Source organism: Rhodobacter sp. CZR27 (genome assembly GCF_002407205.1).
Classification (GTDB): Bacteria; Pseudomonadota; Alphaproteobacteria; order Rhodobacterales; family Rhodobacteraceae; genus Cereibacter_A.
On the sequence record NZ_CP023548.1, the window covers coordinates 717,112 to 741,782 of the forward strand.

A 24,671-nucleotide genomic window follows, 5' to 3' on the forward strand; every position below is an offset into this window, starting at 1 on the left:
CCGGGGAACCCGAGCGAGCCGATGACATCCTCCGATCCGACCCTGCGCCCCGAGCGTCTGCCCGAAGACATGGACCGCGCGCTGCGGCCGCAGACGCTCGAGGATTTCGTAGGGCAGGCCGAGGCGCGGGCGAACCTGCGCGTCTTCATCGAAAGCGCCCGGATGCGCGGCGAGGCGATGGACCACACTCTGTTCCATGGGCCGCCCGGCTTGGGCAAGACGACGCTCGCGCAGATCATGTCGCGCGAGCTGGGAGTGGGGTTCCGCATGACCTCGGGCCCCGTACTCGCGAAACCGGGGGATCTCGCGGCGATCCTGACCAACCTCGAGCCGCGCGACGTGCTGTTCATCGACGAGATCCACCGCCTGTCGCCGGTGGTCGAGGAGGTGCTCTATCCCGCGCTCGAGGATTTTGCGCTCGATCTGGTGATCGGCGAGGGACCGGCGGCGCGCACTGTGCGGATCGAGTTGCAGCCCTTCACGCTGGTCGGCGCCACGACGCGGCTGGGCCTTCTGACCACGCCGCTGCGCGACCGTTTCGGCATCCCGACGCGGCTCCAGTTCTACACCGAGGCCGAGCTTGACCTGATCGTGACGCGGGGCGCGCGGATGATGGGGATCGAGAGCGACCCCGAGGGCACGCGCGAGATCGCGAAGCGCGCGCGCGGCACCCCGCGGATCGCCGGAAGGCTCCTGCGCCGGGTGGTCGATTTCGCGCTGGTCGAGGGCAACGGGCGGCTGACGCAGGCCATCGCCGACCGGGCGCTGACGCGGCTCGGCGTGGATCATCTGGGCCTCGACGGCGGGGACCGGCGCTATCTGGGCCTCATCGCCGAGAACTACGGCGGCGGCCCGGTGGGGATCGAGACCATCGCCGCGGCACTGTCGGAGGCCCGCGACGCGGTCGAGGAGGTGATCGAGCCCTACCTGCTGCAGCAGGGCCTGATCCAGCGCACCCCGCGCGGGCGGATGCTGGCGCAGAAGGCGTGGCGGCATCTGGGGCTGGATGCGCCGAAGGGGCCGGGGCAGGGCGACCTGTTCGGCTGAGCCTCAGTGCGGGATCGATTTCGAGAACAGGTTGACCACCAGCACCCCCGCAAGGATCAGGCCGAGGCCGAGAAGCGCCGGCGCGTCCAGCCGCTCGTCATAGACCAGCCAGCCGATCGCCGCGATGAAGACGATGCCGAGGCCCGACCAGACCGCATAGACGATGCCGGTAGGCATCACCTTCAGCGTGACCGAGAGGCAGGCGAAGGCCACCGTATAGCCGACCACCGTGATGACGCTGGGCCAGAGCCGCGAGAACCCGTCCGAGCGGGCCAGCGCCGTGGTCGCCACGACTTCGGCGAAGATGGCGACGACCAGAAAAGCATAGGTTGTGGCGAGCGGCATGTGGATCCCCTGAAAGAGGTGCCATCCTCCCCCGCCCGGCGCGGGGCGTCAACGGTTGCCGGTGCCGCCGAAACCGCCTATTCCGGCGCCGCGAGCAGAGGAGAGCCAGCATGACACCCATACCCGGTCCCATGCTAGTCCGGAGGCGCGCTGAAACGGCGGGCGTCGAAACGCTTCGGGACGGCAGGGCGGCATGACACCTTCGGACGTCGAGGCGCTGTTCACCGGCAGCGATGGCGCCTATCGCTTTGCGCGCTGGGGGCGGCCGGTCGTGCCGGTGGTGTTCGGGGTCGAGGATGCGACGCTGTCGGTGGTCAAGGGCGCCATCGAGGCGGTGGTGGCGCTGGCCGGGCACCGCATGGCCGAGACCGACCCCGAGCTTGGCGCGAACCTGATGGTCTTCTTCTTCCGCGACTGGGCCGAACTGCCCGAGGTGCCGAACCTCGACCGGATGATCCCGGATCTGGCGCCGCTCTGCGCCCGGCTTGCTGCCGCGCGGGCGAACCAGTATCGGCTGTTCCGCTTCGATGCGGCCGGCGCGATCCGCGCGGCCTTCGTCTTCCTGCGCATGGACGAGCATCTCTCCGCCATGCCGGCCGAGGCGCTGGCGCTGGCGCAGGCCGCGCAGGCGATGCTGCTCTGGTCGGACCGCGCCTTCACCGAGGCCTCGCCGCTGGCGCGGGCGGGTGACGCGCTGGTGCTGCGCCCCGACATCGCCGCCGTGATCCGCGCCGCCTATGATCCGGTGATGCCCGCCGTCGCGCAGGATCCGAGCCACGCGCTGCGCCTGTCCGCCCGCACGGGAGGCTGATCAGGTCAGCAGACGGTCGAGCGCCGCCACGGCCCGCGACCGCACATCTTCCGGCGTGCCCGAGGCGTCGATGACCGCGTGCCGATCGGGGTCGCGCGCGGCCTGCGCCAGGAACGACTGCCGGATCCGCTCGTGGAAGTCGAGGTCGAGGCTTTCGAACCGGCCCTCGTCCACCGCCCCGTCGGTCAGCCGGCGACGGCTGCGGGCAAGGCCGGTGGCCGCGTCGAGGTCGAGGATCAGCGTGAGATCGGGCCAGAGACCCCCGACGGCCCGGGCGTGAAGATCGCGGATGAAATCCTCGGACAGCCCCCGGCCGGTGCCCTGATAGGCGAGGGTGGAGCCGACGTAGCGGTCCGACACCACGGCCCGCCCAGACCCCAGCGCCGGCGCGATCACCCGGCGCACGTGCTGCACGCGCGCCGCCGTCATCAGCAGAAGCTCGGACATCGGGTCCCACGCGTCGTCGGCACCCGAGAGCACAAGCGCGCGGATCGCCTCGCCTTCCGGCGTGCCCCCCGGCTCGCGCGTGGTCAGCACGTCGCGGCCGTGGGCGCGCAGGTGATCGGCGAGGTGGCCGACGATCCCCGACTTGCCGGAGCCGTCGATCCCTTCGACTGCGAGGAACAGGCCCCTGGACAGGCTCATGCGGAGGACCGGCTCCCTGGAACGGACGGGCTCATGCGGAGGTCCGGCTCAGGAGGCCGGCGCCTCGGCCATGAAGCGGCGATACAGCACCTGTGCCGCCGTCGTCAGGCGAACCTGCAGCCCGCCGCTGGCGATGCTGCCCTCGGCCACCAGCGGCACGCGGGTGTCGGGCAGGTCGGGAACGTGGATCACCAGTTCGGCCAGTTCCTGCCCGGCCGCGATCGGCGCGCGCAGCGGACCGGTATAATGCACCTCGGCCGTCACGCCCTCCTGCACCAGCGCGGGCACGAGCAGGCTCACGTCCTTTGCCGGGACGAGGCCCACCTGCCGGGCGTTGCCCATCCAGACGTCGGCCTCGGTCACGCGCTGGCCCTTCTTTACCAGGGTCTTCTGGACGAACTGGCGAAAGGCCCAATTCACGATCTGCTCGCCCTCCTGCGCGCGGTCGGCCTCGGTCGCGAGGCCCGAGAGCACGAAGACGATGCGCCGGCCGTCCTTCTGCACCGCCGAGCCGACGAGGCCATAGCCCGCCTCCTGCGTGTGGCCGGTCTTCAGGCCGTCCGCGGTCCAGTCGCCATCCGGGCCCAGCCGCAGCAGCGGGTTGCGGTTGTTCGCGTTCGACGGCACGCGGCCCTTGTAGTTGAAGCCGGTGTCGTCGAAGTAGCCGTAGTATTCCGGGAATTCCTCGATCAGCCGCACGGCGAGGATGCCCAGGTCATGCACGCTCATCTTGTGGTCGGTGTCGGGCCAGCCCGAGGAATTGGTGAAGTGGGAATTGGTCATCCCCAGCGCCTCGGCCCGGATGTTCATCGCGCGGGCGAAGTCGGCCTCGGTGCCGTTCAGCCCCTCGGCCACCACCACGCAGGCGTCGTTGCCCGAGTTCACGACGATGCCGTGGATCAGCTCCTCGACCGTCGGGCGGTCGCGCTCCTCGACGAACATCTTCGAGCCGCCCATCTGCTTGGCCTTGGTCGAGACGGCGAAGGTGGTCTCCATCGTCACGCGGCCGTCGCGCAGCGCCTCGAACAGCATGTTCAGCGTCATCAGCTTCGACATCGACGCCGGCGGCAGCGGGACGTGGGCGTTCTTGTCGAGCAGGACGGTGTGGGTCGTCACGTCATAGACCCAGGCGGCCCGGGCGCGGGTCTCGAACGCATGCGCCGGAAGCGCGGCGAGGGCGGCCAGGAGGAGGGCGGGGAAGAGGCGGGGCAGCAGCACGGGCGCGTCCTTTCCGGTCAGCGGGCGAGAAGATAGGCGTCTTCGAAGCCGAGGCCCCTGGCCTTGGCAAGCATTGCATCGGCTTCGGCAGGGGCAGCGGGACCGGCCAGCACGCTCCAGATCTCCTTGCCCTGCTGGGTGGAGGCGGAGACGCGGGCCTGAATGCCCCCATCGCTCAGCGTTTCGGCGGCGCGGCGGGCATTCTCTTCGCGGCTGAACGTGCCGATGCGGATGAGCCGCCCCTGCGCCGCGGCGGGTGCGGGCTTTGCCACGGGTGCCTCGGCCCGGTCGATCGCCGCACCGGCCGCAGCGCCGATGCTGCCTGCGTCGGCGGGCGCGGCGGCGGCGGCGGGTGCCGCCGGCGCGGCGGGCTCTTCGACCGGCCGGGGCTTCAGCGCGGTCACGCTGATCGTCGCGGGCTGCCCGGCCAGCAGGCCGAGCGCCTCGGCCGCATCCGAGGACAACTGCAGCTTGGGTCCGGGGTTCTCGCGCTCGCGCCGGAAGAGGGCGCCGGTGACCGACCTGCCGTTGGCCGGGTTGCGCATGATCACCCGCTCGGGGTCCTTCACGTCCGGCGCCGCGACCCAGATGCCGCCCAGCGACGGCCGACCGTCCCAGAGCGCCTTGTCGGTGGACTGGTAGGCATCGGGCGCCTCGACATCCTCGCCCACCGCGCGGGCGAGGGCCACGGGCGCAACGGCGGCGGCGGATGCAGCCGGCGTATCCTCGTCCCCGCCGGTGGCCTTCCTGATCGCGTCGCATCCCGCCAGCGCCAGCCCGATCGCCGCCGCGAGACCCAAGTTCCAGAACAATGGATGTGACATTGCTCGCCCCCAATCGTGCGCGGGTTCATTCCCCGTCTCTTGCCGTTCCGCCGCTTTCGGTGGAACGCTGCCCCGCCGCAAGCCGTATGCGGCGGGCGTCATCATAGCCACGATGGCCAGTGCTGGAAAGGGCGGCACACCCGCGCGCCGCCGCGCCGGGCGGCGGGCCGCCATCACCTTCGCGTGCACCGAAGCGGCTGCGGACCCGCCTGCGCATGCGTCTGTAGCGCAGGGGGACCGGCGGCTCCGCCCTCCGGTCGGCACCGCCGGCGCTGCGCCGCCCGCCGGGGGAGCCGGGTGCCGCACATGGCGGGCGGTGGACAGGCCGGGCGCGGCCGTTCTACCGTCTGCCGCGAAGCCGGCCGAACGGAACCGGCGGCGACCTGTAGGCGAGGAACCATGACACTGACCCTGAAGGACATGATGGCGGCGGCGAATGCGGTGATCGAGCGGATCGACGCGGCCCGCGCGCAGGAGCTGATGCGGCAGGGGGCGCTTCTGCTCGACATCCGCGACGCGCCCGAGATCGAGAAGACCGGACGCGCGCGGGGCTCGCATCACATCGCACGCGGGATGCTGGAGTTCCGCGCCGACCCGGACTCGCCCTTCCATGACGCGGAACTGCGCAAGGACCGGCCCATCGTGCTGCACTGCGCCTCGGGCGGGCGGGCGGCTCTGGCAGGCAAGCTCTTGCGCGACATGGGTTATTCCCGGGTCTACAACCTCGGTGGCCTGAAGGACTGGGCCGAGGGCGGCGGCGCCGTGGACGAACCGATCGACGCCGGCATGTAAGCCATCCCGCGTCGCGGCCCAAGCCGGGCGGCGGCGCATCCCCGACAGCCGGCCCCGCAGCCGCACGATTCGCGGGTTGCCCTAAAAACCGTCTTTCTGGTTGAACATTTATTCACCAGAGCCTTCACCGATGCGGCGAATTCGCCGGGCGATTGTGCGGGCTCGCGCGTTGTGCGATGCGCCCTCACTCCCGCGTTGGACTTGGGTTGGGCTAACGCGGAAGATGGTGCAAGTGTAAGGTGGAAGACGGAGGTCGGGTCATGGACACATCCGCAGTGGGTTCCGGCGCGGCCGAACGGGGCGAGGAATATCTGACGCTCGATGCGCTTTGCGAGATCGCAAAGCTCCTGACCGGGGCGAGTGACCCGATCGCCCGCATGCCGTCCGTCTTCGGCATCCTGTCCTCGTTCATGGGGCTGCAGCACGGGGCGCTGGCCCTTCTGCAGGAGGGGCCGCAGTCCGAGGCGGCCCGCAATGCCCGCCACGTCAATCCATATACCATTGCGGCCACCGCGACGGGGGCGCCGGCGCATCCTTCCTCCTGCCGCGCGATTCCGCCGCAGGTCGCGCGGCACGTCTTCCGCAATGGCGTCTCGCTCGTCTCCTGCGACATCGCCGACGAATTCGGCGCCGATGCCCTGCCTCCGGGGCTCGAGGACAGCCGGCAGGCGCTGATCGCGGTGCCGATCCGCGATCAGGCAAACTCGCCCTTCGTGCTCGGCGTGCTCTGCGCCTATCGCGGGCTGAAGAACAACGGCGCGCGCCATCTGGAGTCCGACCAGCGCGTGCTGAACATGGTCGCGGCGGTGCTGGAGCAGTCGATCCGTTTCCGCCGACTTGTCGCGCGCGACCGCGACCGCATCGTGCAGGAGGCGCGCGAGGCGATCCGCATGGCGGCCGAGACCACCGCCGCGCCGGAGGTGGACGCGCCGGCCGAGGCGCTCGAAGGGATCATCGGTGCAAGCCCGGCGATCCGGCGGGTGATCGGCCAGATCCGCAAGGTGGCGGGCACCCACACGCCCGTGCTGCTGCGGGGCGAAAGCGGCACCGGCAAGGAGGTGTTCGCCCGCGCCCTCCACCGCCTGTCCGAGCGGCGCGACAAGCCGTTCATCAAGGTGAACTGCGCGGCGCTGTCGCAATCGCTGCTGGAATCGGAACTGTTCGGCCACGAGAAGGGCTCGTTCACCGGCGCGGTGCAGCAGAAGAAGGGCCGGTTCGAGCTGGCCGACGGCGGCACGCTGTTCCTCGACGAGATCGGCGAGATCAGCGTGGAGTTCCAGGCCAAGCTGCTGCGCATCCTGCAGGAGGGCGAGTTCGAGCGCGTCGGCGGGTCGCGCACGCTTCGGGTGGACGTGCGGCTGGTGACGGCGACCAACAAGGACCTCGAGCGGGCGGTGGCGAACGGCAGCTTCCGGGCCGACCTGTATTTCCGGATCTGCGTGGTGCCGATCGTGCTGCCGCCGCTGCGCGACCGCAAGGAGGACATCGGGCTTCTGGCGCAGGGGCTGCTTGACCGCTTCAACAAGCGCAACGGGATGAAGAAGAAGCTGCACCCCTCGGCGGTCGAGGCGCTGGCGCAGTGCAACTTCCCCGGCAACGTGCGCGAACTCGAGAACTGCATTGCACGGGTCGCCGCGCTTTCGACCGAGACGGTGATCCACGCCGACGACCTTGCCTGTCACCACGACCACTGCCTGTCCGCCGATCTGTGGCGGCTGCAGTCGGGCACCAGCTCGCCGGTCGGCGGACTGGCACAGGGGCCGCTGGAGCTTCCGGTGCTGGCCCGCCGCCCAAACGGCACCGAGGCGCCAGCCACGCCGGTGGCGCCGGAAGTGCCTGCGCTGGCCGCCCCGCCCACCCGGCCCGCCCTCGCCGATTCCGACGCGGCCGAGCGCGAGGCGCTGATCGAGGCGATGGAGCGCGCCGGCTGGGTGCAGGCGAAGGCGGCCCGCCTTCTGGGCCAGACCCCGCGTCAGGTCGGCTACGCGCTGAAGAAGCACAACATCCGGGTCGAGAAGTTCTGATCCGACAATGGCGACCCGACAATCCGATTGTCGGGTTTCCTACCCTGCACCGGCAGGACCGGGCCGAGCGCCTGAATTCCTTGATCCCCTGAACTTGGCACGCTGCATGCTTCTCCGGTTTCCGACACGGAACATGCGGAGGCGCGGATCATGGCGGACATCATCTCCCTGGGCGGGCTGCAGATCGCCTCGCGCGACGAACTGGGCAAGGCGATGGAAGGGGGCGGCTGTGCCGCCTCGTCCTGCGGCTCGAAGGCGGGGCCGGCGGACATGGACCCTGCGGTCTGGGCCAAGGTGAAGGACCATCCCTGCTATTCCGAGGAAGCGCATCACTACTTCGCCCGGATGCACGTCGCGGTCGCGCCCGCCTGCAACATCCAGTGCAACTACTGCAACCGCAAGTACGACTGCGCCAACGAAAGCCGCCCGGGCGTGGTGTCCGAGCGTCTGACGCCCGAGCAGGCGGCGCGCAAGGTGCTGGCCGTCGCCGCCGAGGTGCCGCAGCTGTCGGTGCTGGGGATCGCCGGGCCGGGGGACGCCGCCTATGACTGGCGCAAGACCAGGGCCACCTTCGATCTGGTGCAGAAGCAGCTTCCCGACATCAAGCTGTGCCTGTCGTCCAACGGCCTCGCCATGCCGGACCACGTCGATGAAATCGTGGCGATGAACATCGACCACGTCACGCTGACCATCAACACGCTCGATCCCGAGGTCGGGGCGAAGATCTATCCGTGGATCTTCTTCCGCGGCAAACGCCACGAGGGGGTCGAGGCTGCGACAATCCTGCTGCAACGGCAGATGGAAAGCCTCGATATGCTGGTCGCGCGTGGCGTGCTGGTGAAGGTGAACTCGGTGCTGATCCCGGGCATCAACGACGAGGGGATGCTGGAGCTGAACAAGGTGGTGAAGGCCAAGGGCGCCTTCCTGCACAACATCATGCCGCTGATCTCGGACCCCGCGCACGGCACGCATTTCGGCCTGACCGGCCAGCGTGGCCCCTCGGCGGCCGAACTGAAGGCGGTGCAGGATGCCTGTGGCGACGGCGCCAACCTGATGCGCCACTGCCGCCAGTGCCGTGCCGACGCAGTCGGCATGCTGGGCGAGGACCGCGGGCAGGAATTCACGCTCGACAAGCTGCCCGAGGTGGTGGGCGACGACGGCGGCAAGCGCGCCGCCTACCGCGACTGGGTGACACGCGAGCGCGAGGATCGCCGCGCCGCCGCCGATGCCGCGCAGGCCGAGGCCGCTGACGTGGCCGCTCCGCCGATGCTCGTCGCCGTCTGCACGAAGGGCGGCGGCCGGATCAACCAGCACTTCGGCCATGCCACCGAGTTCCAGATCTACGAGGTCGATGCCTCGGGCGTCCGGTTCGTCACCCACCGCCGCGCCGACAACTACTGCGTCGGCGGCCATGGCGAGGGCGAGACGCTCTCCGAGATCATCCGCACGCTGGAAGGGGTGCCGGTCGTGCTCTGCGCCCGCGTCGGTGACGGCCCGCGGGCGAAGATGGCCGCAGCCGGCATCGAGGTCATCGACGCCTGCGCGCAGGACTACATCGAGACCGCGATCCTCGACCTCTATGCCGCGCGCCACCGCAAGGGCGCGCTCACCGCCTGAAGCCAAAACCAACCAGCCAGAGGGACAGACCAAATGGCCTACAAGATCGTCAAGTCGCAATGCACCGCCTGTGGCGCCTGCGAATTCGAATGCCCGAACGCCGCGATCAAGTTCAAGGGCGAAGCCTACATCATCGACCCCGACAAGTGCACCGAATGCGCGGGCCAGGCCGACTCGCCCCAATGCGTCTCGGTCTGCCCGGTGCCGAAAACCTGCGTCCCGGCCTGACCTGATGCCGGAAGGCCCGGAGCCCCTGGACTGGCAGGGCGCAGCCATCGACTGCGACACCTGCCGGCACCGCGAGCGTCTTGCTCAGGGGCTCTGCGGTCCGGGCTGGGCCTGCGCGAACGACCGCTACGCCAAGCGGATCGAGCGGTTCTTCCTGCTCGGTCCCGACCTCGCCGACGAGTTCCTGAGCCATCCCTATTTCGAGGCCCGGGCCCAGGCCGCCCGCGCGGCCAACCTGTTCCGCCTGCCGCCGCTGCTCGACGATCCCGATCCGGCGGTCCGGTCGGTGGCGATCCTGCGGCTGCCCGCCGTGCAGGCGAAGCGGCTGGCGGCCGACCCCGACCGCGCGGTGCGCATCGCCGTCGCCCACCGCCTGCCGCTGGGAGAGCTGCACATCCTGATGCGCGACGCGGACCCGGCGGTCCGCCTCGTCGTGGCACGCCGGGCCGAGCAGGGGGCGCTGCCCGTCCTTGCCCGTGATCCCGATCCCGAAGTGCGCGCCTGCGTCGCCCGCCGGATCGGTCCGGCCTGGCTGATCCATTTCACGGCCGATCCCGAGCCGCTGGTGCGCCGCACCGCGGCCGAGCGGGTCGAGCTCGCCCGCCTCGGCGCCTTCGCCGCCGATCCCGACATCCGCGTCCGCCATGCCGTGGCCGAGCGTGCCGACGAGCCGCTCGCGACGCGCCTCGCCGCCGACCCGGACCCCCTGATCCGCGAGACCGCCCAGATGCGGCTCGCCCAGCTTCGCGAGGATGCCGATGCCTGAGGCCGACGACACGGTCGAGATCTACGAGCCGCCGCTGTTCGAGCCGGGCGACAAGGTCCGCTCGCGCTTCACGGTGAAGAACGACGGCACGATGTGGGATGCCGAGATCGGCGAGGTCGTCGTCCACAAGGGCGACGAGGGCTATGTCCGCGACGTCGGCACCTATCTGCAACGCTACTACATCTACGCGGTCGAATTCGTCGACCGCCGCCGCATCGTGGGCATGCGGGGGCGCGAACTGGTCGGCCTCGACATACAGGAGGGAACGAGATGAAGGTGATGATCAGTGAAGGCGCCAAGGGGTTCGTGGCCTACGTGGCGAAGAAGGACCTCGAGGAGCCGGTGGTCGAGATGGAGAAGCCCGGCATGTGGGGCGGCTGGGCGAAGCTCGGCAACGGCTGGATCTTCCAGATGCCGGAGTATGACACGCCGCCCTCGCTGCCGATCACGGTCGAGGCGCGTCGCCTGACCGACCAGGAGGCCTGAGCCCATGACGCGCGAGATGCTGCGCGTCGCGCTTGAAGCAGTGGGGAAGGGTCGCGTGGTGCCCTACCTCGGCCCTGGCGTTGCGGCGCTGGGCGGCGCGATCGCCTCTCCCGCCGCGCTCTGCGCCGAGATCGAGGCGCAGGTGCGCGTGCCGAAGCGTGCGCACGGCAACCTGTGGTCGGCGGCGCAGTACGTCGAGACGAAGAAGTTCCGCGCCACCGTCGAGAAGATGGTGATCGAGGCGTTCTCGGCTCCGACCGGTCGCAATCCGATCCACGACTGGATCGCCGCGGTTCGCCCGCCCATGGTGGTCGATGCCTGGTACGATCCGGGCCTCGTGAAGGCGCTGCGCGCGGGCTCCTCCGACTGGGGCATGGTGCAGGGCGTCAGCCGCAACGGCGAGTGGTCCGAGATCTGGCACCGCAGCTATGCGGCGGACGGAACGCCGTGCCCCGAGGGCGTCGATCCGGCGTGGCCGATGCTGCTCTACAAGCCGCACGGGCTGGCGCTGCCGGGACATTCCTTCCTCGTCTCCGACAGTGACTATGTCGAGGTCCTGACAGAGATCGACATCCAGTCGCCGATTCCCGACGAGGTGCGCAACCGGCGCACCGGGCGGGGCTTCCTGTTCCTCGGCTGTCGCTTCGACGACCAGCTGCTGCGCACCTATGCCCGGCAGATCGCGAAGCGCTCGGGCGGCGGGCATGTCGCGGTGCTCGAGGGCGAACTGACCCGCATGGAGCGGCTGTTCTTCGAGGAGATCGGCATCGAGCGCATCGACCTTCCGCTCGCGGCAGTGGTCGAGGAACTGAAAGACATGGGCATGCCCGCCGCCTGAAGGCCGGCAGGGCAGGACGGAAGGGCGGGGCACCGGAGGGTGTCCCGCCCTTCGGCATTTCCGGGCCTCCTGCCGGGCCGTCCGGCCCGCCCGGGTTCGTCGCGCCCGGCTGGCGCCGGTCGTTCGTTCTCTCTGCTTCGGTCATGCTTCCCGCGCAGCGGGACCCGTGGAGGGCGCCTGATCCAGACGAGGGCAAAGCCGTGTCGGGCCTTCTCCGCATGACGGTGGACGTTCGCCGGTTGATGCAGCTGCCTGCGGTGGATGCCTCTCGTCCCGCTGCCTGACGCCAAAAGACCGTCAAGGAGGCGCAAATGTCGTGGAATTGTCGGCTTTCTCACAAGTCTGCCTGAACCGGCCGTTCGGTGCGTCTTCCAGGTGAATCCGGATCAAACGCCTGAGTTAAATAGGAAAATTTTCGATCAAGCGGCTTGGCACACTCTCTGCTTTACCGATCGGTGAGACCGGCGAGGTTCGCCGCCTTCCACCAGAGACACCTTTGCAAAAGGACATGAACATGGGCAAACTCCGGCAGATCGCTTTCTACGGCAAGGGCGGGATCGGCAAGTCGACGACCTCGCAGAACACCCTCGCGGCGCTGGTCGAGATGGGTCAGAAGATCCTCATCGTCGGCTGCGACCCGAAGGCGGACTCCACCCGCCTGATCCTGAACACCAAGCTTCAGGACACTGTGCTCCACCTCGCCGCCGAAGCGGGATCGGTCGAGGACCTCGAACTCGAAGACGTCATGAAGATCGGCTACAAGGGCATCAAGTGCACCGAAGCCGGTGGCCCGGAGCCGGGCGTGGGCTGCGCCGGCCGTGGCGTCATCACCGCGATCAACTTCCTGGAAGAGAACGGCGCCTACGAGGACGTGGACTACGTCTCCTATGACGTGCTGGGCGACGTGGTCTGCGGCGGCTTTGCCATGCCGATCCGCGAGAACAAGGCCCAGGAAATCTACATCGTCATGTCGGGCGAGATGATGGCGCTCTACGCCGCCAACAACATCGCCAAGGGCATCCTGAAATATGCGAACTCGGGCGGCGTCCGTCTCGGCGGCCTGATCTGCAACGAGCGCAAGACCGACCGCGAGCTGGAACTGGCCGAGGCGCTGGCCGCCAAGCTGGGCTGCAAGATGATCCACTTCGTCCCGCGCGACAACATCGTGCAGCACGCGGAACTCCGCCGCGAGACCGTGATCCAGTACGCCCCGGAAAGCCAGCAGGCGCAGGAATACCGCGAACTGGCCCGCAAGATCCACGAGAACTCGGGCAAGGGCGTGATCCCGACCCCGATCACCATGGAAGAGCTGGAAGAGATGCTGATGGACTTCGGCATCATGCAGTCCGAGGAAGACCGGCTCGCCGCCATCGCCGCCGCCGAGGCCTGATCCGATCGGGGGCCGGGCGCCGCCCGGTCCCTTCCCCTCCCTGCCGAATGGAGCCCGCCCCATGGCGAAAGACATTGCAGATTCTGCGGAAGCCAACCTGAAGTTGATCGAGGAGGTGCTGGCCGCCTACCCCGACAAGGCGAAGAAGAAACGCGCGAAACACCTGGCCGTCGCCCAGCCGCTGACGGAAGCCGAGCCCGGCATCCAGTCGAAATGCGACACGGTGAAATCGAACATCAAGTCGGTGCCCGGCGTGATGACCATCCGCGGCTGCGCCTATGCCGGCTCGAAGGGCGTGGTCTGGGGCCCGGTGAAGGACATGCTCCACATCAGCCACGGCCCGGTCGGCTGCGGCCACTACTCGTGGTCCCAGCGCCGCAACTACTACACCGGCACCACGGGCGTGGACTCGTTCGTGACCATGCAGGTCACCACCGACTTCCAGGAAAACGACATCGTCTTCGGCGGTGACAAGAAGCTGGAAAAGTCCATCGACGAGCTGAACGAGCTGTTCCCGCTGAACAAGGGCATCTCGATCCAGTCCGAATGCCCGATCGGCCTGATCGGCGACGACATCGAGGCGGTGTCGAAGAAGAAGATGAAGGACATCGACAAGCGCATCGTTCCCGTGCGCTGCGAGGGCTTCCGCGGCGTGTCGCAGTCGCTCGGCCACCACATCGCGAACGACATGATCCGCGACTGGGTGCTGGAAGCGGGCGAGGGCGCGCGCGCGGGCTACGTGGCCGGCGAGTATGACGTCAACATCATCGGCGACTACAACATCGGCGGCGACGCCTGGTCGAGCCGCATCCTGCTGGAAGAGATCGGCCTGAACGTGATCGCCCAGTGGTCGGGCGACGCCACGATCGCCGAGATCGAGCGTGCGCCGGCGGCGAAGCTGAACCTCATCCACTGCTACCGTTCCATGAGCTACATCTGCCGGCACATGGAAGAGAAGCACGGCGTGCCGTGGATGGAGTACAACTTCTTCGGGCCGAGCCAGATCGCGGCCTCGCTGCGCGCCATCGCCGCGAAGTTCGACGCCAAGATCCAGGCCAATGCCGAGGCCGTCATCGCGAAATACCAGCCGCTCGTCGATGCGGTGAACGCGAAGTACAAGCCGCGCCTCGAAGGCAAGAAGGTGATGCTGTATGTCGGCGGCCTGCGTCCGCGCCACGTGGTCGATGCCTACCATGACCTCGGCATGGAGATCGTCGGCACCGGCTACGAATTCGCCCACAACGACGACTACAAGCGCACCGGCCACTACATCAAGGAAGGCACGCTGATCTACGACGACGTCTCGGGCTACGAGCTCGAGAAGTTCGTCGAGGCGATCCGTCCGGATCTGGTCGGCTCGGGCATCAAGGAGAAGTACAACACGCAGAAGATGGGCATCCCGTTCCGTCAGATGCACTCGTGGGACTACTCCGGCCCCTACCACGGCTATGACGGCTACGCGATCTTCGCGCGCGACATGGACCTTGCGATCAACAACCCCGTCTGGGGCATGTTCGACGCGCCCTGGAAGAAATCGGCCTGAGCCGACCTCCGGGGGGCCTGCTCCCGTCCCCCGGATCCTCCCCCCATCACCCGTGCCAGGCGCGTCCCGGAATGAGGACGGCCAGCAGAAGGAACACGCCCATGCCGCAGTCGGCCGAGAAGATCCTCGATCACAAGGACCTGTTCAAGGAACCCGAATACCAGGCGATGCTGGAGAAGAAGCGCGCCACCTACGAGAACGCGACCCCGGCCGAGAAGGTGGCCGAGGTCGAGGACTGGACGAAGTCCTGGGACTACCGCGAGAAGAACCTCGCCCGCTCCTGCGTCACGATCAACCCGGCCAAGGCCTGCCAGCCGCTTGGCGCCGTCTTCGCCGCCGCGGGCTATGACAGCACCATGAGCTTCGTGCATGGCTCGCAGGGCTGCGTGGCCTACTACCGTTCGCACCTCGCCCGGCACTTCAAGGAACCCTCGTCGGCGGTCTCGTCCTCGATGACCGAGGATGCGGCGGTGTTCGGCGGCCTGAACAACATGATCGAGGGCCTGGCCAACACCTACGCGCTCTACTCGCCGAAGATGATCGCGGTTTCGACCACCTGCATGGCGGAAGTCATCGGCGACGACCTCAACTCCTTCATCATCAAGTCGAAGGAAAAGGAAAGCGTGCCGGCCGACTTCCCGGTGCCCTTCGCCCATACCCCGGCTTTCGTCGGCAGCCACGTCGACGGCTACGACAACATGCAGAAGGGCATCCTGTCGACCTTCTGGAAGGATGCGCCGCGCACCGCCGGCGAGGGCATCAACATCATCCCTGGCTTCGACGGCTATGCGGTCGGCAACATCCGCGAGCTGAAGCGGATGCTGGGCGTGATGGGGGTCGAGGCGACGATCCTGTCGGACGTGTCGGACGTCTATGACACGCCCTCGGATGGCGAGTTCCGCATGTATGCCGGCGGCACGACGCAGGACGAGATCAAGGCCGCGCTGAACGCCAAGGCCACGATCTCGCTGCAGGAATACTGCTCGCGCAAGACCCTGGCCTTTGCCGAGGAAGTCGGCCAGCAGACGGCCGCCTTCCACTACCCGATGGGCGTGCAGGCGACCGACGAGCTGCTGATGAAGCTCTCGGAACTGACCGGCAAGGAAATCCCCGAGCAGTTGCGGCTGGAGCGTGGCCGCCTGATCGACGCGATGGCCGACAGCCAGGCCTACCTGCACGGCAAGACCTACGCGATCTACGGCGACCCGGACTTCGTCTATGCGATGGCCCGCTTCGTCATGGAGACCGGCGGCGAGCCGAAGCACTGCCTCGCCACCAACGGCGGCAAGGACTGGGAAGAGAAGATGAAGGCGCTGCTGGCCTCCTCGCCCTTCGGCGAAGGCTGCCAGGTTTGGGCGGGCAAGGACCTCTGGCACCTGCGCTCGATCCTCGCCACCGAGCCTGCGGACCTGCTGATCGGCAACAGCTACGGCAAGTATCTGGAGCGTGACTGCAACGTGCCGCTGATCCGCCTGACCTTCCCGATCTTCGACCGCCACCACCACCACCGCTTCCCGACCTTCGGCTACCAGGGGGCGCTGAACGTGCTGGTGAAGCTGCTCGACACGATCTTCGACAAGCTCGACACGGAATCGGACATCTCGTTCGACCTGACGCGCTGAATCGGACGGCGGCCCGCCACGGGCCGCCGCTGCCTGCTTCCAGACGGCCGGTGCGCCTCCCGCACCGGCCGTCGTTCTTTGTGGGCCTGTCGCAGATCCGACAATGGCGGCTGTCTGCCCTCCCTTCCGTCGTTCCGCCGTGCGGCCCGACACGGGGCCTTCGGGCCGAAGCCGCTGAAAAGGCTTGGGGACCTCATGCTTGGCACGGTGCCTGCTTCTCTGCTGTCGAATGGCCCGGAGGGACAGATGTCCGAAGCGCTGAAGCAGAAGATCCAGACCGCCTTCGTCGAGCCCGGCTGCGCGACCAACGTCGCGAAGTCCGAGAGCGAGCGGAAGAAGGGCTGCGCCAAGCAACTCACCCCCGGCGCTGCGGCGGGCGGCTGCGCCTTCGATGGCGCGATGATCGCGCTGCAGCCGATCACCGACGTGGCCCATCTCGTCCATGCGCCGCTCGCCTGCTGGGGCAACGGCTGGGACAACCGCGGCTCGGCTTCGTCGGGGTCGGAGCTTTACCGCAAGGGCTTCACCACCGACCTCAGCGAACTCGACATCGTGATGGGCAACGGCGAGAAGAAGCTGTTCCGCGCCATCCGCGAGGTGATCGCGCAGGAGAGCCCGGCGGCGGTCTTCGTCTACTCGACCTGCGTGACGGCGCTGATCGGCGACGACATCGGTGCGGTCTGCAAGGCCGCGGCCGAGCGGTTCGGCCGGCCCGTGATCCCGGTCAACGTTCCGGGCTACGTCGGGTCCAAGAACCTCGGCAACAAGCTGGGCGTGGATGCGCTGGTGGAGCATGTCGTGGGCACGATGGAGCCCGCCACCGTCACGCCGCTCGACGTCAACATCATCGGCGACTTCAACCTGTCGGGCGAGCTCTGGCAGGTGAAGCCGCTGTTGGACCGCCTGGGCATCCGCATCCTCGGCTCGATCTCGGGCGATGCCCGCTATGCGCAAGTGGCCATGATGCACCGCGCCCGGGTCACGATGCTGGTCTGCTCGCACGCCTTCATGGCCATCGCCCGCAAGCTCGAGGAGCGCCACGGCATCCCGTGGTTCGAGGGCAGCTTCTACGGCATTTCCGACACCTCCGCCGCGCTGCGCACCATGTGCCGGCTGCTGGTGGAGCGCGGCGCCCCCGCCGATCTTCTCGACCGCTGCGACGCCCTCATCGCGGAAGAGGAAGCGCGGACCCGGGCGGAGCTTGCTCCCCTTCGCCCGAAGGTCGAGGGGCGCCGCGTCCTGCTCTACACCGGCGGCCACAAGACCTGGTCGGTGGTCTCGGCGCTTCAGGAACTGGGGGTCGAGGTGGTCGGCACCTCGATGCGGAAGGCCACGGATGGCGACCGCGAGCGCGTCACCGACATCATGGGCACCGACGCGCACATGTACGAGAACATGGCGCCCAAGGAGATGTACAAGATGCTGCGCGAGGCGCGGGCCGACGTGCTGATGTCGGGCGGACGCTCGCAATTCGTGGCGCTGAAGGCCCGCGTGCCGTGGATCGACGTCAACCAGGAAAAGCACGAGCCCTATGCGGGCTACGTGGGCATGGTCGAGCTGGTCCGCGCCATCGACCGGGCGGTGAACAACCCGATGTGGGCCGACCTGCGCAGCCCCGCGCCGTGGGAGATGTCGGCTTGCGACGCCACCGACGAGCCCTTCGTCCTTTCGGCCGTTCCAGGCTCCAAAGCCGATTTCGAGGATTGCTGATGGCCCGCCTGATCCACCCCGACCGCGCGCTATCCACCAACCCGCTGAAGGTCTCGGCCCCGCTGGGCGCGGCAATGGCCTATCTCGGCATCGAGGGCGCCATTCCCCTCTTCCACGGCGCCCAGGGCTGCACGGCCTTCGCGATGGTCCACATGGTGCGCCACTTCAAGGAGGCGATCCCGCTCCAGACCACCGCGATGAACGAGGTCTCGGCGATCCTCGGCGGTGGCGAGCAGATCGAGGAGGCGATCGAGAACATCCGCAAGCGCGCGAACCCGAAGTTCATCGGCATCGCCTCGACGGCGCTGGTCGAGACGCGCGGCGAGGACGTGGCGGGCGAGTTGCGCGAGATGCTCCGCCGCCGCACCGACTTCGCGGATACGTCCGTGGTCTACGCCGCAACCCCCGACTTTGCCGGGGGACTCGAGGACGGCTGGGCCCGCGCGGTCGAGGCGATCATCGATGCGCTGGCGGTGCCCTGCACCCGCCGCCCGGGCCAGGTGAACCTGCTGCCCGGCAGCCACATGACCTCGGCCGATGTTGAGGAGGTGGCGGGCCTGATCCGCGCCTTCGGGCTGAACCCGGTGATCCTGCCCGACATCTCGCTCTCGCTCGACGGGCATCTGGCCGAGGACTGGCGCGGGCATTCGCTGGGCGGCACGAAGCTTGTCGACATCGCGACAATGGGCGGCAGCATCGCGACACTCGCCATCGGCGAGGCCATGCGGCCGGCGGCCGAGAAGCTGGCCGCCCTTGGGGTGGCCGCGCATGTCTTCCCCTCGCTCACCGGCCTCAAGGCGGTCGATGCCTTCGTGACAACGCTGATGAAGCTGTCGGGAGCCGACGTTCCCGCCACCGTGCGGCGCGACCGCGCGCGGCTCTCGGATGCGATGCTCGACGCGCATTTCCACATCGGCGGGTTGAAGGTCGCCATGGGCGCCGAACCCGATCTCGGCCTGGCGCTCGGCTCGACGCTGGCCGCGATGGGTGCCGAGTTGACCGTCGTCACCACCACCGGCAGCCGGGCCGCCGAGCGCATTCCGACCGCCGAGGTCATCGTGGGCGACCTCGGCGATCTGGAACGCGCGGCCGAGGCCGGGGGCTGCAAGCTGCTGCTTACCCACGCGCATGGCCGAATGATGGCCGAGCGGCTGCACATGCCCCATGTCCGCGCGGGCTTCCCGATCTTCGACCGCCTCGGCGCGCAGGACGTCTGCCGCACCGGATACCGCGGCACGCGCGCCTTCCTCTACGAGATCGCCAATGCCGTGCTTTCGCATCCGCACCGGCCGCGCCCGGAGGATTTCGGCGCTGCCCGCATCTCCCCGGAGTTCGACCATGCCCCCCCGCCGCCTTCGCATCATTGACCCGGAGCCCCCCATGACCGACCCGGCCGACGCGCCCCTCAGGATCGCCATTGCCACCAACGACCTCGAACATCTCGACGCCCACTTCGGCTCGTGCCGGAGTTTCGCGATCTGGGAGGTTTCGGCAAGAAGCGCCCGCTTCGTGGAAGCCATCGAGTTCGATGCCACCACTGACCAGGGCGGCAAGCACGACGACAGCGCCGACCGGATCACGCCGAAGGTCGAGGCGCTGGAAGGCTGCGCGCTGCTGTTCGTGCTCGCCATCGGCGGACCGGCTGCGGCCAAGGTGGTGCGCGCGGGCGTGCACCCGATCAAGCGCAAGGATCCCGAGCCGATCGCCTCCGTGATCGAGCAGGTGCAGACCATGCTGAACGGCAACATCCCGCCGTTCCTGCGGAAAGTCCTCGGCCGCCCGGCCCAGAGCTTCATGGAAGAGGAAGCACAATGAGCGACACCGAAACCCTGCCGCGTGGCGGGCTTTACCCGAAGAGCGACTACCTGAACCAGCTTGCCTCCATCATCCGGGCGCAGGACAGCTATGGCCACTGGGACGGCAAGTCCGATGCGGAGCTGCTGGCCGAATACATCGTGACGCCCGAGGAGCGGCGCGAGATCCCGATCATCTGCGACCCCGAGCCCGAGGTGATCGCTCGGATCGAGAAATTCTACGATGCGGTGGGCCTGCTGGTGGAGAAGCGCACGGGCGTCATGGCGGGCCAGATGGCCAAGATCAACCACGAGGGCTTCGGCCGCATCGTGCTGATCGGCGGCAGCCTGGTGCTGATCTCGAAGCACCTGCGCGACGTGCACCGCTTCGGCTTTGCCACCTACGAGAAGCTGGCCGAGGCCGGCGAGAAGCTGACCGCCGACGCTGTGAAGAAGATCGAAACCTATCCTGACGCCGCGCGCGACTGACCGGAGGCGGCCGCGAGTGGCCGCCATCTTCTCGCGGCCCCATCCGTATCCGGGCACGGCCCGGTGACCTCAAAGGAGACAACCTTGTTCATTACTGCGTTTACCCGGGGCGGGGTCGAGTACACGCCCAAGTTCCTGATTTCCATCGACTCCGAGAAATGCATCGGCTGCGGCCGCTGCTACAAGGTCTGCGGCCACGACGTGATGACGCTGCGCGGCGTCAACGAGGACGGTGACCTGGTCGAGGTCTCGGAGGACGACGACGATGACGACGACGAGATCCTGCGCAAGGTCATGGTCATGGTGAACCCCGACCTCTGCGTCGGCTGCGGCGCCTGCAACCGGGTCTGCCCGAAGGACTGCCAGACCCATGAACCTGTGGAGCGCTGACGTCCTCGCCGACCACGATGCCGACCGGGCGGACTTTGCCGCCATCCTCGCCCATGCCCTGCGGGAGCACGCCGCGGGGAAGGGCGAGTTGACCGACCTGCTCGGGCTGGAGCCGGCGGCGCTGGTCGCGCTGACCGCGCGCTGGTGCCCGGGCCTGACGCTGCCCTCGCTGCTGCCGCTGTCGGCCGTTCCGCTGGAACAGGCCGACATCGTCACGCTTCTGCTGTGGCGGGGCGGGCGCACGGGGGACGAGGCGCGCTGGCTGGCCGCCATCCTCGCCCGCCGCTCGCTGGAGACCAGCCACCTGTGGGAGGATCTGGGCCTGCCCTCGCGGGCTCACCTCGGCCTGCTGATCCAGCGCCATTTCCCGCGGCTGCACGCTGCCAACACGCGCAACATGCGCTGGAAGCGGTTCTTCTACCGCCAGATCTGCAGCGACAACGGCGGCACGATGTGCCTTGCGCCGCATTGCGACGACTGCGCCGAAAAGCCGGTCTGCTTCGCGCCCGGCGCGGACTGAGGTCCGGGCGACAGGCCCGGGTCGCTGTCGCAAACCCGTCATTGTCGTGTTCCTGTCAGAACCGACCGACGACCGTCCACTTCCCAAGGCGCTGAAATCAAACGTCCTCGGAACTTGGCACGATGCATGCTTCTCCTGATGCGGGACCCGCGACACTCAGGAGAGACCGGATGATCCAGATTACCCCCGCTGCCCAGGCCGCCATCAAGGGTGCCATCGAAGGCGCCGGCCAACCCGTCGTGGGCCTGCGCCTGATGGTGCAGTCCGGCGGATGCGCCGGGCTGAAATACGGCATGGCGCTCGAGCTGAAGGAAGCCGCGGACGACGTGATCGTCGAGGCGGGCGGCGTGCGCGTGCTGATCGACCCGGCCAGCGGAGAGCAGCTGAAGGGCACGACCATCGACTTCGTGTCGTCGATCGAAGGAACCGGCTTCGTCTTCGACAATCCGAACGCCAAGGGCGGCTGCGGCTGCGGCAAGTCCTTCTGCTGAGGTGACGTGATGCTCGACTATTCGGAAAAGGCGCTCGACCATTTCTTCAACCCGCGCAATGCCGGCGTGCTGGAGGCCGCGAATGCGGTGGGCTCTGCCGGCTCGCTCGAGACGGGCGACGCGGTGCGGCTGATGCTGCGCATCGACCCCGAGACGAAGGTGATCGCCGAGGCGCGGTTTCAGGCCTTCGGCGGCGGCGACGCCATCGCCTGCTGCTCGGCGCTGACAGTGCTGGTGGCGGGCCAGACGGTCGAGGAAGCCCGGTGCCTGACCGGCGATGCGATCGACGCAGCACTCGGTGGCCTGCCGGGCGAGCGGCGGCGCGCGGCCGACCTCGGCAATGAGGCGCTGCAGGCGGCGCTGGCGCATTTCCTGGGGCTGGAGCCCGAGGCGCCGAAGGCCGAAGCCGCCCCCGCCGCGGTGAAGCTGCTGGCACCGAAGCATGAATCGAAGCCCAAGGTGATGCGCGAGGTGCCGCTCTCGCCCGCCGAGGAGGCCGAGGTGATCGCCCGCGTGATCGACAGCGTCCGCCCGACGCTGCGCGCCGATGGCGGCGACGTCACGCTGCTGGCGGTCGAGGGCTCGAAGGTGCGGGTGCACCTGACGGGGAACTGCTCGGGCTGCCAGTTGGCGGCGCTGACGCTCGGTGGTTTGCAGAAGCGCCTCGCCGACGCGCTGGGCCGGCCGATCCGGGTCATCCCCGAGCAGAAGCCGCTGGTGAGCATCGCGGGAGCCCGGTGATGGATCGCGTCTACCTCGACAACAACGCCACGACCCGGCTGCTGCCCGAGGTTCTGGACGCGATGATCCCCTTCATGACGGGGGACTTCGGCAACCCGTCCTCGATGCATGCGATGGGCCGCGCGCCGGCGCGGGCGCTGGCCGCTGCGCGCCGCGCGGTGCAGCAGCTGATCGGCGCGGGGGCCGAGAGCGAGATCGTCTTCACCTCGGGCGGCTCCGAGGCGGATGCGACGGCGATCCGCTCGGCGCTCGCCGCCGACCCGGCACGGCGCGAGATCGTGACCTCAACTGTTGAGCACGCGGCGGTGCTCGGCCTTTGCGACCATCTGGAGCGCCATGAGGGCATCAAGGTGCACCGCATCGGCGTGGATGCCGAAGGGCGGCTGGACATCGACGCCTATCGCGCCGCGCTGTCGCCGCGCGTGGCGCTGGTTACGCTGATGTGGGCCAACAACGAGACCGGGACGATCTTCCCGGTCGAGGGGCTGGCGGAACTCGCGCATGGCGTGGGCGCGCTGTTTCACACCGATGCCGTGCAGGCGGTGGGCAAGGTCCCCGTCTCGGTCAGGGGCACCGACATCGATATGCTGTCGATGAGCGCGCACAAGCTGCACGGGCCGAAGGGCGCGGGCGCGCTTTACCTCCGCAAGGGCGTGCCGTTCCAGCCGCTGATCCGCGGCGGCAAGCAGGAACGCGGTCGCCGCGCGGGCACCGAGAACATCCCCGCCATCGCCGGCTTCGGCCGGGCGGCCGAACTGGCGCTCGAGGTCGATCACGTCGCGATGCGCCTGCTGCGTGACCGGCTGGAGCAGGGCATCCTCGCCCGCATCCCGAAGGCACGCGTGCTGGGCGACCTGCGCGACCGGCTGCCCAATACCTCGTGCATCGCCTTCGACTTCGCCGAGGGCGAGGCGATCCTGATGCTGCTCGACCGCGCGGGGATCTGCGTCTCGTCGGGCGCCGCCTGTGCCTCGGGCTCGATGGAACCGAGCCACGTCATCCGGGCGATGAAGGTGCCCTTCACCGCCGCCCATGGCGCGATCCGCTTCTCGCTGTCGCGCGAGACCACGGCGGCCGAGATCGACCGCGTGATCGAGGCGCTGCCGCCGATCGTGGCGCAGCTGCGCGCGCTGTCGCCCTTCGGGGCCGAGGAGGTGCAGTGATGAGCCGCCAACACCCCGCCACGGCCTTCCTGAGCAAGAGCCCGCTCGCGCCGGTCACTCTGTGCGACACGACGCTGCGTGATGGTGAACAGACCGCCGGCGTGGCCTTCACCCGCGCCGAGAAGCGTGCGGTCGCCGAGGCGCTGCAGGATGCGGGCGTGGCTGAGGTCGAGATCGGCGTGCCCGCGATGGGCGAGGACGAGCAGGCCGACATCCGCGCGGTGGCGGCGGTGCTGCGGCGTGCGGCGCCGGTGGTCTGGTGTCGCCTGCGCCCCGAGGATCTGGCGGCCGCGCAGCGCACCGGCGTCCGCCGCCTGCACATCGGCGTGCCGGTGTCCGAGCGGCAGATCACCGCCAAGCTCGGCCGCGATGCCGACTGGGTGCGCCGCCGGGTGGAAAAGCTCGTCCGGGCCGCCACCTGGGCCGGGCACCATGTCTCGGTCGGGGCCGAGGATGCCTCGCGTGCCGATCCGTTCTTCCTGGCCGAGATCGCCCATATCGCCGCCGAGGCGGGGGCCATCCGCTTCCGGCTGGCCGATACGCTGGGGGTGCTCGATCCCTTCGCGACGCATGATCTGGTGGCGCGGATCGTCGCGCGCTGCCCGCTGCCGGTCGAGTTCCACGCCCATAACGATCTGGGCATGGCCACGGCGAACAGCCTTGCCGCGGTCCGCGCCGGCGCCTCGCATCTGTCGGTGACGGTGAACGGCCTCGGCGAGCGCGCGGGCAATGCCGCGCTGGAAGAGGTCGCGGCGGCGCTGGAGGCGGCCGGCCGGCCGACGGGCATCGCGCTCGGGCGGCTCTGCGACCTGTCCGAACTGGTGGCGCAGGCCGCGGGCCGCCCCCTGTCGCCGCAGAAGCCCATCGTGGGCGAGGGCGTCTTCACCCACGAATGCGGCATCCATGTCGACGGGCTGATGAAGGACCGCGCCACCTATGAAAGCGCGGACCTCCGCCCCGAGCGCTTCGGCCGCAGCCATCGCATCGCCATCGGCAAGCATTCCTCGGCCGCCGGGCTTGCCCGTGCGCTGGCCGCGGCGGGCCTGCCGGCCGACGAGGCGACGCTTGAGGCGCTGATCCCCGCGCTGCGCGACTGGGCCGCCGAAACCAAGCGCAGCGCCGGGGCCGAGGACCTCGCCCGGCTGCTCGCCAGCCTGAAGGAGACCACGTGATGGAGA

27 protein-coding genes are annotated in these 24,671 nt (G+C 68.9%); 23 read left to right on the top strand and 4 right to left on the bottom strand.

Annotation, left to right across the window (positions count from 1 at the left end):
- Positions 1-21 precede the first annotated feature (21 nt).
- A complete protein-coding gene (ruvB, locus tag CK951_RS03675; RefSeq protein ID WP_096784866.1) occupies positions 22-1,047 on the top strand; it encodes a Holliday junction branch migration DNA helicase RuvB in 1,026 nt (341 codons plus the stop codon).
- Between the two features lie 3 nt (positions 1,048-1,050).
- Here the strand turns inward: ruvB and CK951_RS03680 are convergent, their stop codons facing one another.
- Positions 1,051-1,392: an SMR family transporter gene (locus CK951_RS03680; RefSeq protein WP_096784867.1), complete on the bottom strand. Its 342-nt coding sequence runs from the start codon at positions 1,390-1,392 to the stop codon at positions 1,051-1,053.
- A gap of 193 nt (positions 1,393-1,585) precedes the next feature.
- On the opposite strand from CK951_RS03680, the gene CK951_RS03685 reads away from it, so the two are divergent.
- A complete protein-coding gene (locus CK951_RS03685) occupies positions 1,586-2,203 on the top strand; it encodes a hypothetical protein (RefSeq protein WP_096784868.1) in 618 nt (205 codons plus the stop codon).
- Here the strand turns inward: CK951_RS03685 and tmk are convergent, their stop codons facing one another.
- The 3 genes from tmk to CK951_RS03700 are packed head-to-tail and all read right to left on the bottom strand — an operon-like array spanning position 2,204 to position 4,890.
- A complete protein-coding gene (tmk, locus tag CK951_RS03690) occupies positions 2,204-2,848 on the bottom strand; it encodes a dTMP kinase (RefSeq protein ID WP_096784869.1) in 645 nt (214 codons plus the stop codon).
- 48 nt (positions 2,849-2,896) lie between these two features.
- A complete protein-coding gene (locus CK951_RS03695; protein ID WP_096784870.1) occupies positions 2,897-4,066 on the bottom strand; it encodes a D-alanyl-D-alanine carboxypeptidase family protein in 1,170 nt (389 codons plus the stop codon).
- Between the two features lie 17 nt (positions 4,067-4,083).
- The gene (locus CK951_RS03700) at positions 4,084-4,890 is read right to left on the bottom strand and encodes an SPOR domain-containing protein (protein ID WP_096784871.1); all 807 of its coding nucleotides are present in this window, start codon (positions 4,888-4,890) and stop codon (positions 4,084-4,086) included.
- A 399-nt stretch (positions 4,891-5,289) separates the two neighbouring features.
- On the opposite strand from CK951_RS03700, the gene CK951_RS03705 reads away from it, so the two are divergent.
- The 21 genes from CK951_RS03705 to nifV all read left to right on the top strand — a co-directional run bounded on the left by CK951_RS03705 (position 5,290) and on the right by nifV (position 24,665).
- Entirely contained in the window at positions 5,290-5,682 is a 393-nt protein-coding gene (locus CK951_RS03705) for a rhodanese-like domain-containing protein (RefSeq protein ID WP_096784872.1), read from the top strand.
- A 260-nt stretch (positions 5,683-5,942) separates the two neighbouring features.
- Positions 5,943-7,706 (top strand): nif-specific transcriptional activator NifA, encoded by a 1,764-nt coding sequence (gene nifA, locus CK951_RS03710; RefSeq protein WP_096784873.1) that lies wholly within the window; start codon positions 5,943-5,945, stop codon positions 7,704-7,706.
- A gap of 150 nt (positions 7,707-7,856) precedes the next feature.
- Positions 7,857-9,323, top strand: a complete 1,467-nt coding sequence (gene nifB, locus CK951_RS03715; RefSeq protein ID WP_096784874.1) for a nitrogenase cofactor biosynthesis protein NifB — start codon at positions 7,857-7,859, stop codon at positions 9,321-9,323.
- Positions 9,324-9,356: 33 nt separating this feature from the next.
- Positions 9,357-9,551 carry a 4Fe-4S binding protein gene (locus CK951_RS03720; RefSeq protein WP_096784875.1) on the top strand — a complete coding sequence of 65 codons (195 nt, stop codon included), beginning with the start codon at positions 9,357-9,359 and terminating at the stop codon, positions 9,549-9,551.
- A gap of 4 nt (positions 9,552-9,555) precedes the next feature.
- Complete coding sequence (locus CK951_RS03725; RefSeq protein WP_096784876.1) at positions 9,556-10,317, top strand: 4Fe4S-binding leucine-rich repeat protein; 762 nt, start codon at positions 9,556-9,558, stop codon at positions 10,315-10,317.
- Positions 10,310-10,591, top strand: a complete 282-nt coding sequence (locus CK951_RS03730) for a nitrogen fixation protein NifZ (protein ID WP_096784877.1) — start codon at positions 10,310-10,312, stop codon at positions 10,589-10,591. Before CK951_RS03725 ends, CK951_RS03730 begins: the two co-directional genes overlap by 8 nt.
- Positions 10,588-10,803: a putative nitrogen fixation protein NifT gene (gene nifT / locus CK951_RS03735; RefSeq protein ID WP_096784878.1), complete on the top strand. Its 216-nt coding sequence runs from the start codon at positions 10,588-10,590 to the stop codon at positions 10,801-10,803. Before CK951_RS03730 ends, nifT begins: the two co-directional genes overlap by 4 nt.
- 4 nt (positions 10,804-10,807) lie before the next feature.
- Complete coding sequence (locus CK951_RS03740; RefSeq protein WP_096784879.1) at positions 10,808-11,641, top strand: SIR2 family protein; 834 nt, start codon at positions 10,808-10,810, stop codon at positions 11,639-11,641.
- Between the two features lie 514 nt (positions 11,642-12,155).
- Positions 12,156-13,031, top strand: coding sequence for a nitrogenase iron protein (nifH, locus tag CK951_RS03745; RefSeq protein WP_096787150.1), 876 nt, complete (start codon positions 12,156-12,158; stop codon positions 13,029-13,031).
- Between the two features lie 61 nt (positions 13,032-13,092).
- Positions 13,093-14,574: a nitrogenase molybdenum-iron protein alpha chain gene (gene nifD / locus CK951_RS03750; RefSeq protein WP_096784880.1), complete on the top strand. Its 1,482-nt coding sequence runs from the start codon at positions 13,093-13,095 to the stop codon at positions 14,572-14,574.
- Between the two features lie 101 nt (positions 14,575-14,675).
- Entirely contained in the window at positions 14,676-16,196 is a 1,521-nt protein-coding gene (gene nifK / locus CK951_RS03755; RefSeq protein ID WP_096784881.1) for a nitrogenase molybdenum-iron protein subunit beta, read from the top strand.
- A 246-nt stretch (positions 16,197-16,442) separates the two neighbouring features.
- A complete protein-coding gene (gene nifE / locus CK951_RS03760) occupies positions 16,443-17,906 on the top strand; it encodes a nitrogenase iron-molybdenum cofactor biosynthesis protein NifE (protein WP_096784882.1) in 1,464 nt (487 codons plus the stop codon).
- Positions 17,906-19,273: a nitrogenase iron-molybdenum cofactor biosynthesis protein NifN gene (gene nifN, locus CK951_RS03765; protein WP_096784883.1), complete on the top strand. Its 1,368-nt coding sequence runs from the start codon at positions 17,906-17,908 to the stop codon at positions 19,271-19,273. The genes nifE and nifN overlap by 1 nt, the downstream gene beginning before the upstream one ends.
- A 13-nt stretch (positions 19,274-19,286) precedes the next feature.
- Positions 19,287-19,721 (top strand): nitrogen fixation protein NifX, encoded by a 435-nt coding sequence (gene nifX / locus CK951_RS03770; protein ID WP_198402396.1) that lies wholly within the window; start codon positions 19,287-19,289, stop codon positions 19,719-19,721.
- Positions 19,718-20,188, top strand: a complete 471-nt coding sequence (locus tag CK951_RS03775) for a NifX-associated nitrogen fixation protein (RefSeq protein WP_096784885.1) — start codon at positions 19,718-19,720, stop codon at positions 20,186-20,188. Before nifX ends, CK951_RS03775 begins: the two co-directional genes overlap by 4 nt.
- 84 nt (positions 20,189-20,272) lie before the next feature.
- On the top strand, positions 20,273-20,578 hold the full coding sequence (gene fdxB, locus CK951_RS03780; protein ID WP_096784886.1) for a ferredoxin III, nif-specific: 306 nt from the start codon (positions 20,273-20,275) through the stop codon (positions 20,576-20,578).
- Complete coding sequence (locus tag CK951_RS03785) at positions 20,559-21,098, top strand: nitrogen fixation protein NifQ (RefSeq protein WP_096784887.1); 540 nt, start codon at positions 20,559-20,561, stop codon at positions 21,096-21,098. The genes fdxB and CK951_RS03785 overlap by 20 nt, the downstream gene beginning before the upstream one ends.
- A 170-nt stretch (positions 21,099-21,268) precedes the next feature.
- A complete protein-coding gene (locus CK951_RS03790; RefSeq protein ID WP_096784888.1) occupies positions 21,269-21,589 on the top strand; it encodes an iron-sulfur cluster assembly accessory protein in 321 nt (106 codons plus the stop codon).
- A 9-nt stretch (positions 21,590-21,598) separates the two neighbouring features.
- Positions 21,599-22,330 carry an iron-sulfur cluster assembly scaffold protein gene (locus CK951_RS03795; RefSeq protein WP_096784889.1) on the top strand — a complete coding sequence of 244 codons (732 nt, stop codon included), beginning with the start codon at positions 21,599-21,601 and terminating at the stop codon, positions 22,328-22,330.
- Positions 22,330-23,493, top strand: a complete 1,164-nt coding sequence (gene nifS / locus CK951_RS03800) for a cysteine desulfurase NifS (RefSeq protein WP_198402397.1) — start codon at positions 22,330-22,332, stop codon at positions 23,491-23,493. The genes CK951_RS03795 and nifS overlap by 1 nt, the downstream gene beginning before the upstream one ends.
- Complete coding sequence (nifV, locus tag CK951_RS03805; RefSeq protein ID WP_096784891.1) at positions 23,493-24,665, top strand: homocitrate synthase; 1,173 nt, start codon at positions 23,493-23,495, stop codon at positions 24,663-24,665. Before nifS ends, nifV begins: the two co-directional genes overlap by 1 nt.
- The last annotated feature ends 6 nt before the right edge of the window (positions 24,666-24,671 follow it).

What these genes read in the sequence shown, in the direction of transcription:
- ruvB (WP_096784866.1), top strand. Translation starts at nt 22, where the DNA reads ATGACATCCTCCGATCCGACCCTGCGCCCCGAGCGTCTGCCCGAAGAC.
- CK951_RS03680 (WP_096784867.1), bottom strand. Translation starts at nt 1,392, where the DNA reads ATGCCGCTCGCCACAACCTATGCTTTTCTGGTCGTCGCCATCTTCGCC.
- CK951_RS03685 (WP_096784868.1), top strand. Translation starts at nt 1,586, where the DNA reads ATGACACCTTCGGACGTCGAGGCGCTGTTCACCGGCAGCGATGGCGCC.
- tmk (WP_096784869.1), bottom strand. Translation starts at nt 2,848, where the DNA reads ATGAGCCTGTCCAGGGGCCTGTTCCTCGCAGTCGAAGGGATCGACGGC.
- CK951_RS03700 (WP_096784871.1), bottom strand. Translation starts at nt 4,890, where the DNA reads ATGTCACATCCATTGTTCTGGAACTTGGGTCTCGCGGCGGCGATCGGG.
- CK951_RS03705 (WP_096784872.1), top strand. Translation starts at nt 5,290, where the DNA reads ATGACACTGACCCTGAAGGACATGATGGCGGCGGCGAATGCGGTGATC.
- nifA (WP_096784873.1), top strand. Translation starts at nt 5,943, where the DNA reads ATGGACACATCCGCAGTGGGTTCCGGCGCGGCCGAACGGGGCGAGGAA.
- nifB (WP_096784874.1), top strand. Translation starts at nt 7,857, where the DNA reads ATGGCGGACATCATCTCCCTGGGCGGGCTGCAGATCGCCTCGCGCGAC.
- CK951_RS03720 (WP_096784875.1), top strand. Translation starts at nt 9,357, where the DNA reads ATGGCCTACAAGATCGTCAAGTCGCAATGCACCGCCTGTGGCGCCTGC.
- CK951_RS03725 (WP_096784876.1), top strand. Translation starts at nt 9,556, where the DNA reads ATGCCGGAAGGCCCGGAGCCCCTGGACTGGCAGGGCGCAGCCATCGAC.
- CK951_RS03730 (WP_096784877.1), top strand. Translation starts at nt 10,310, where the DNA reads ATGCCTGAGGCCGACGACACGGTCGAGATCTACGAGCCGCCGCTGTTC.
- nifT (WP_096784878.1), top strand. Translation starts at nt 10,588, where the DNA reads ATGAAGGTGATGATCAGTGAAGGCGCCAAGGGGTTCGTGGCCTACGTG.
- CK951_RS03740 (WP_096784879.1), top strand. Translation starts at nt 10,808, where the DNA reads ATGACGCGCGAGATGCTGCGCGTCGCGCTTGAAGCAGTGGGGAAGGGT.
- nifH (WP_096787150.1), top strand. Translation starts at nt 12,156, where the DNA reads ATGGGCAAACTCCGGCAGATCGCTTTCTACGGCAAGGGCGGGATCGGC.
- nifD (WP_096784880.1), top strand. Translation starts at nt 13,093, where the DNA reads ATGGCGAAAGACATTGCAGATTCTGCGGAAGCCAACCTGAAGTTGATC.
- nifK (WP_096784881.1), top strand. Translation starts at nt 14,676, where the DNA reads ATGCCGCAGTCGGCCGAGAAGATCCTCGATCACAAGGACCTGTTCAAG.
- nifE (WP_096784882.1), top strand. Translation starts at nt 16,443, where the DNA reads ATGTCCGAAGCGCTGAAGCAGAAGATCCAGACCGCCTTCGTCGAGCCC.
- nifN (WP_096784883.1), top strand. Translation starts at nt 17,906, where the DNA reads ATGGCCCGCCTGATCCACCCCGACCGCGCGCTATCCACCAACCCGCTG.
- nifX (WP_198402396.1), top strand. Translation starts at nt 19,287, where the DNA reads ATGACCGACCCGGCCGACGCGCCCCTCAGGATCGCCATTGCCACCAAC.
- CK951_RS03775 (WP_096784885.1), top strand. Translation starts at nt 19,718, where the DNA reads ATGAGCGACACCGAAACCCTGCCGCGTGGCGGGCTTTACCCGAAGAGC.
- CK951_RS03785 (WP_096784887.1), top strand. Translation starts at nt 20,559, where the DNA reads ATGAACCTGTGGAGCGCTGACGTCCTCGCCGACCACGATGCCGACCGG.
- CK951_RS03790 (WP_096784888.1), top strand. Translation starts at nt 21,269, where the DNA reads ATGATCCAGATTACCCCCGCTGCCCAGGCCGCCATCAAGGGTGCCATC.
- CK951_RS03795 (WP_096784889.1), top strand. Translation starts at nt 21,599, where the DNA reads ATGCTCGACTATTCGGAAAAGGCGCTCGACCATTTCTTCAACCCGCGC.
- nifS (WP_198402397.1), top strand. Translation starts at nt 22,330, where the DNA reads ATGGATCGCGTCTACCTCGACAACAACGCCACGACCCGGCTGCTGCCC.
- nifV (WP_096784891.1), top strand. Translation starts at nt 23,493, where the DNA reads ATGAGCCGCCAACACCCCGCCACGGCCTTCCTGAGCAAGAGCCCGCTC.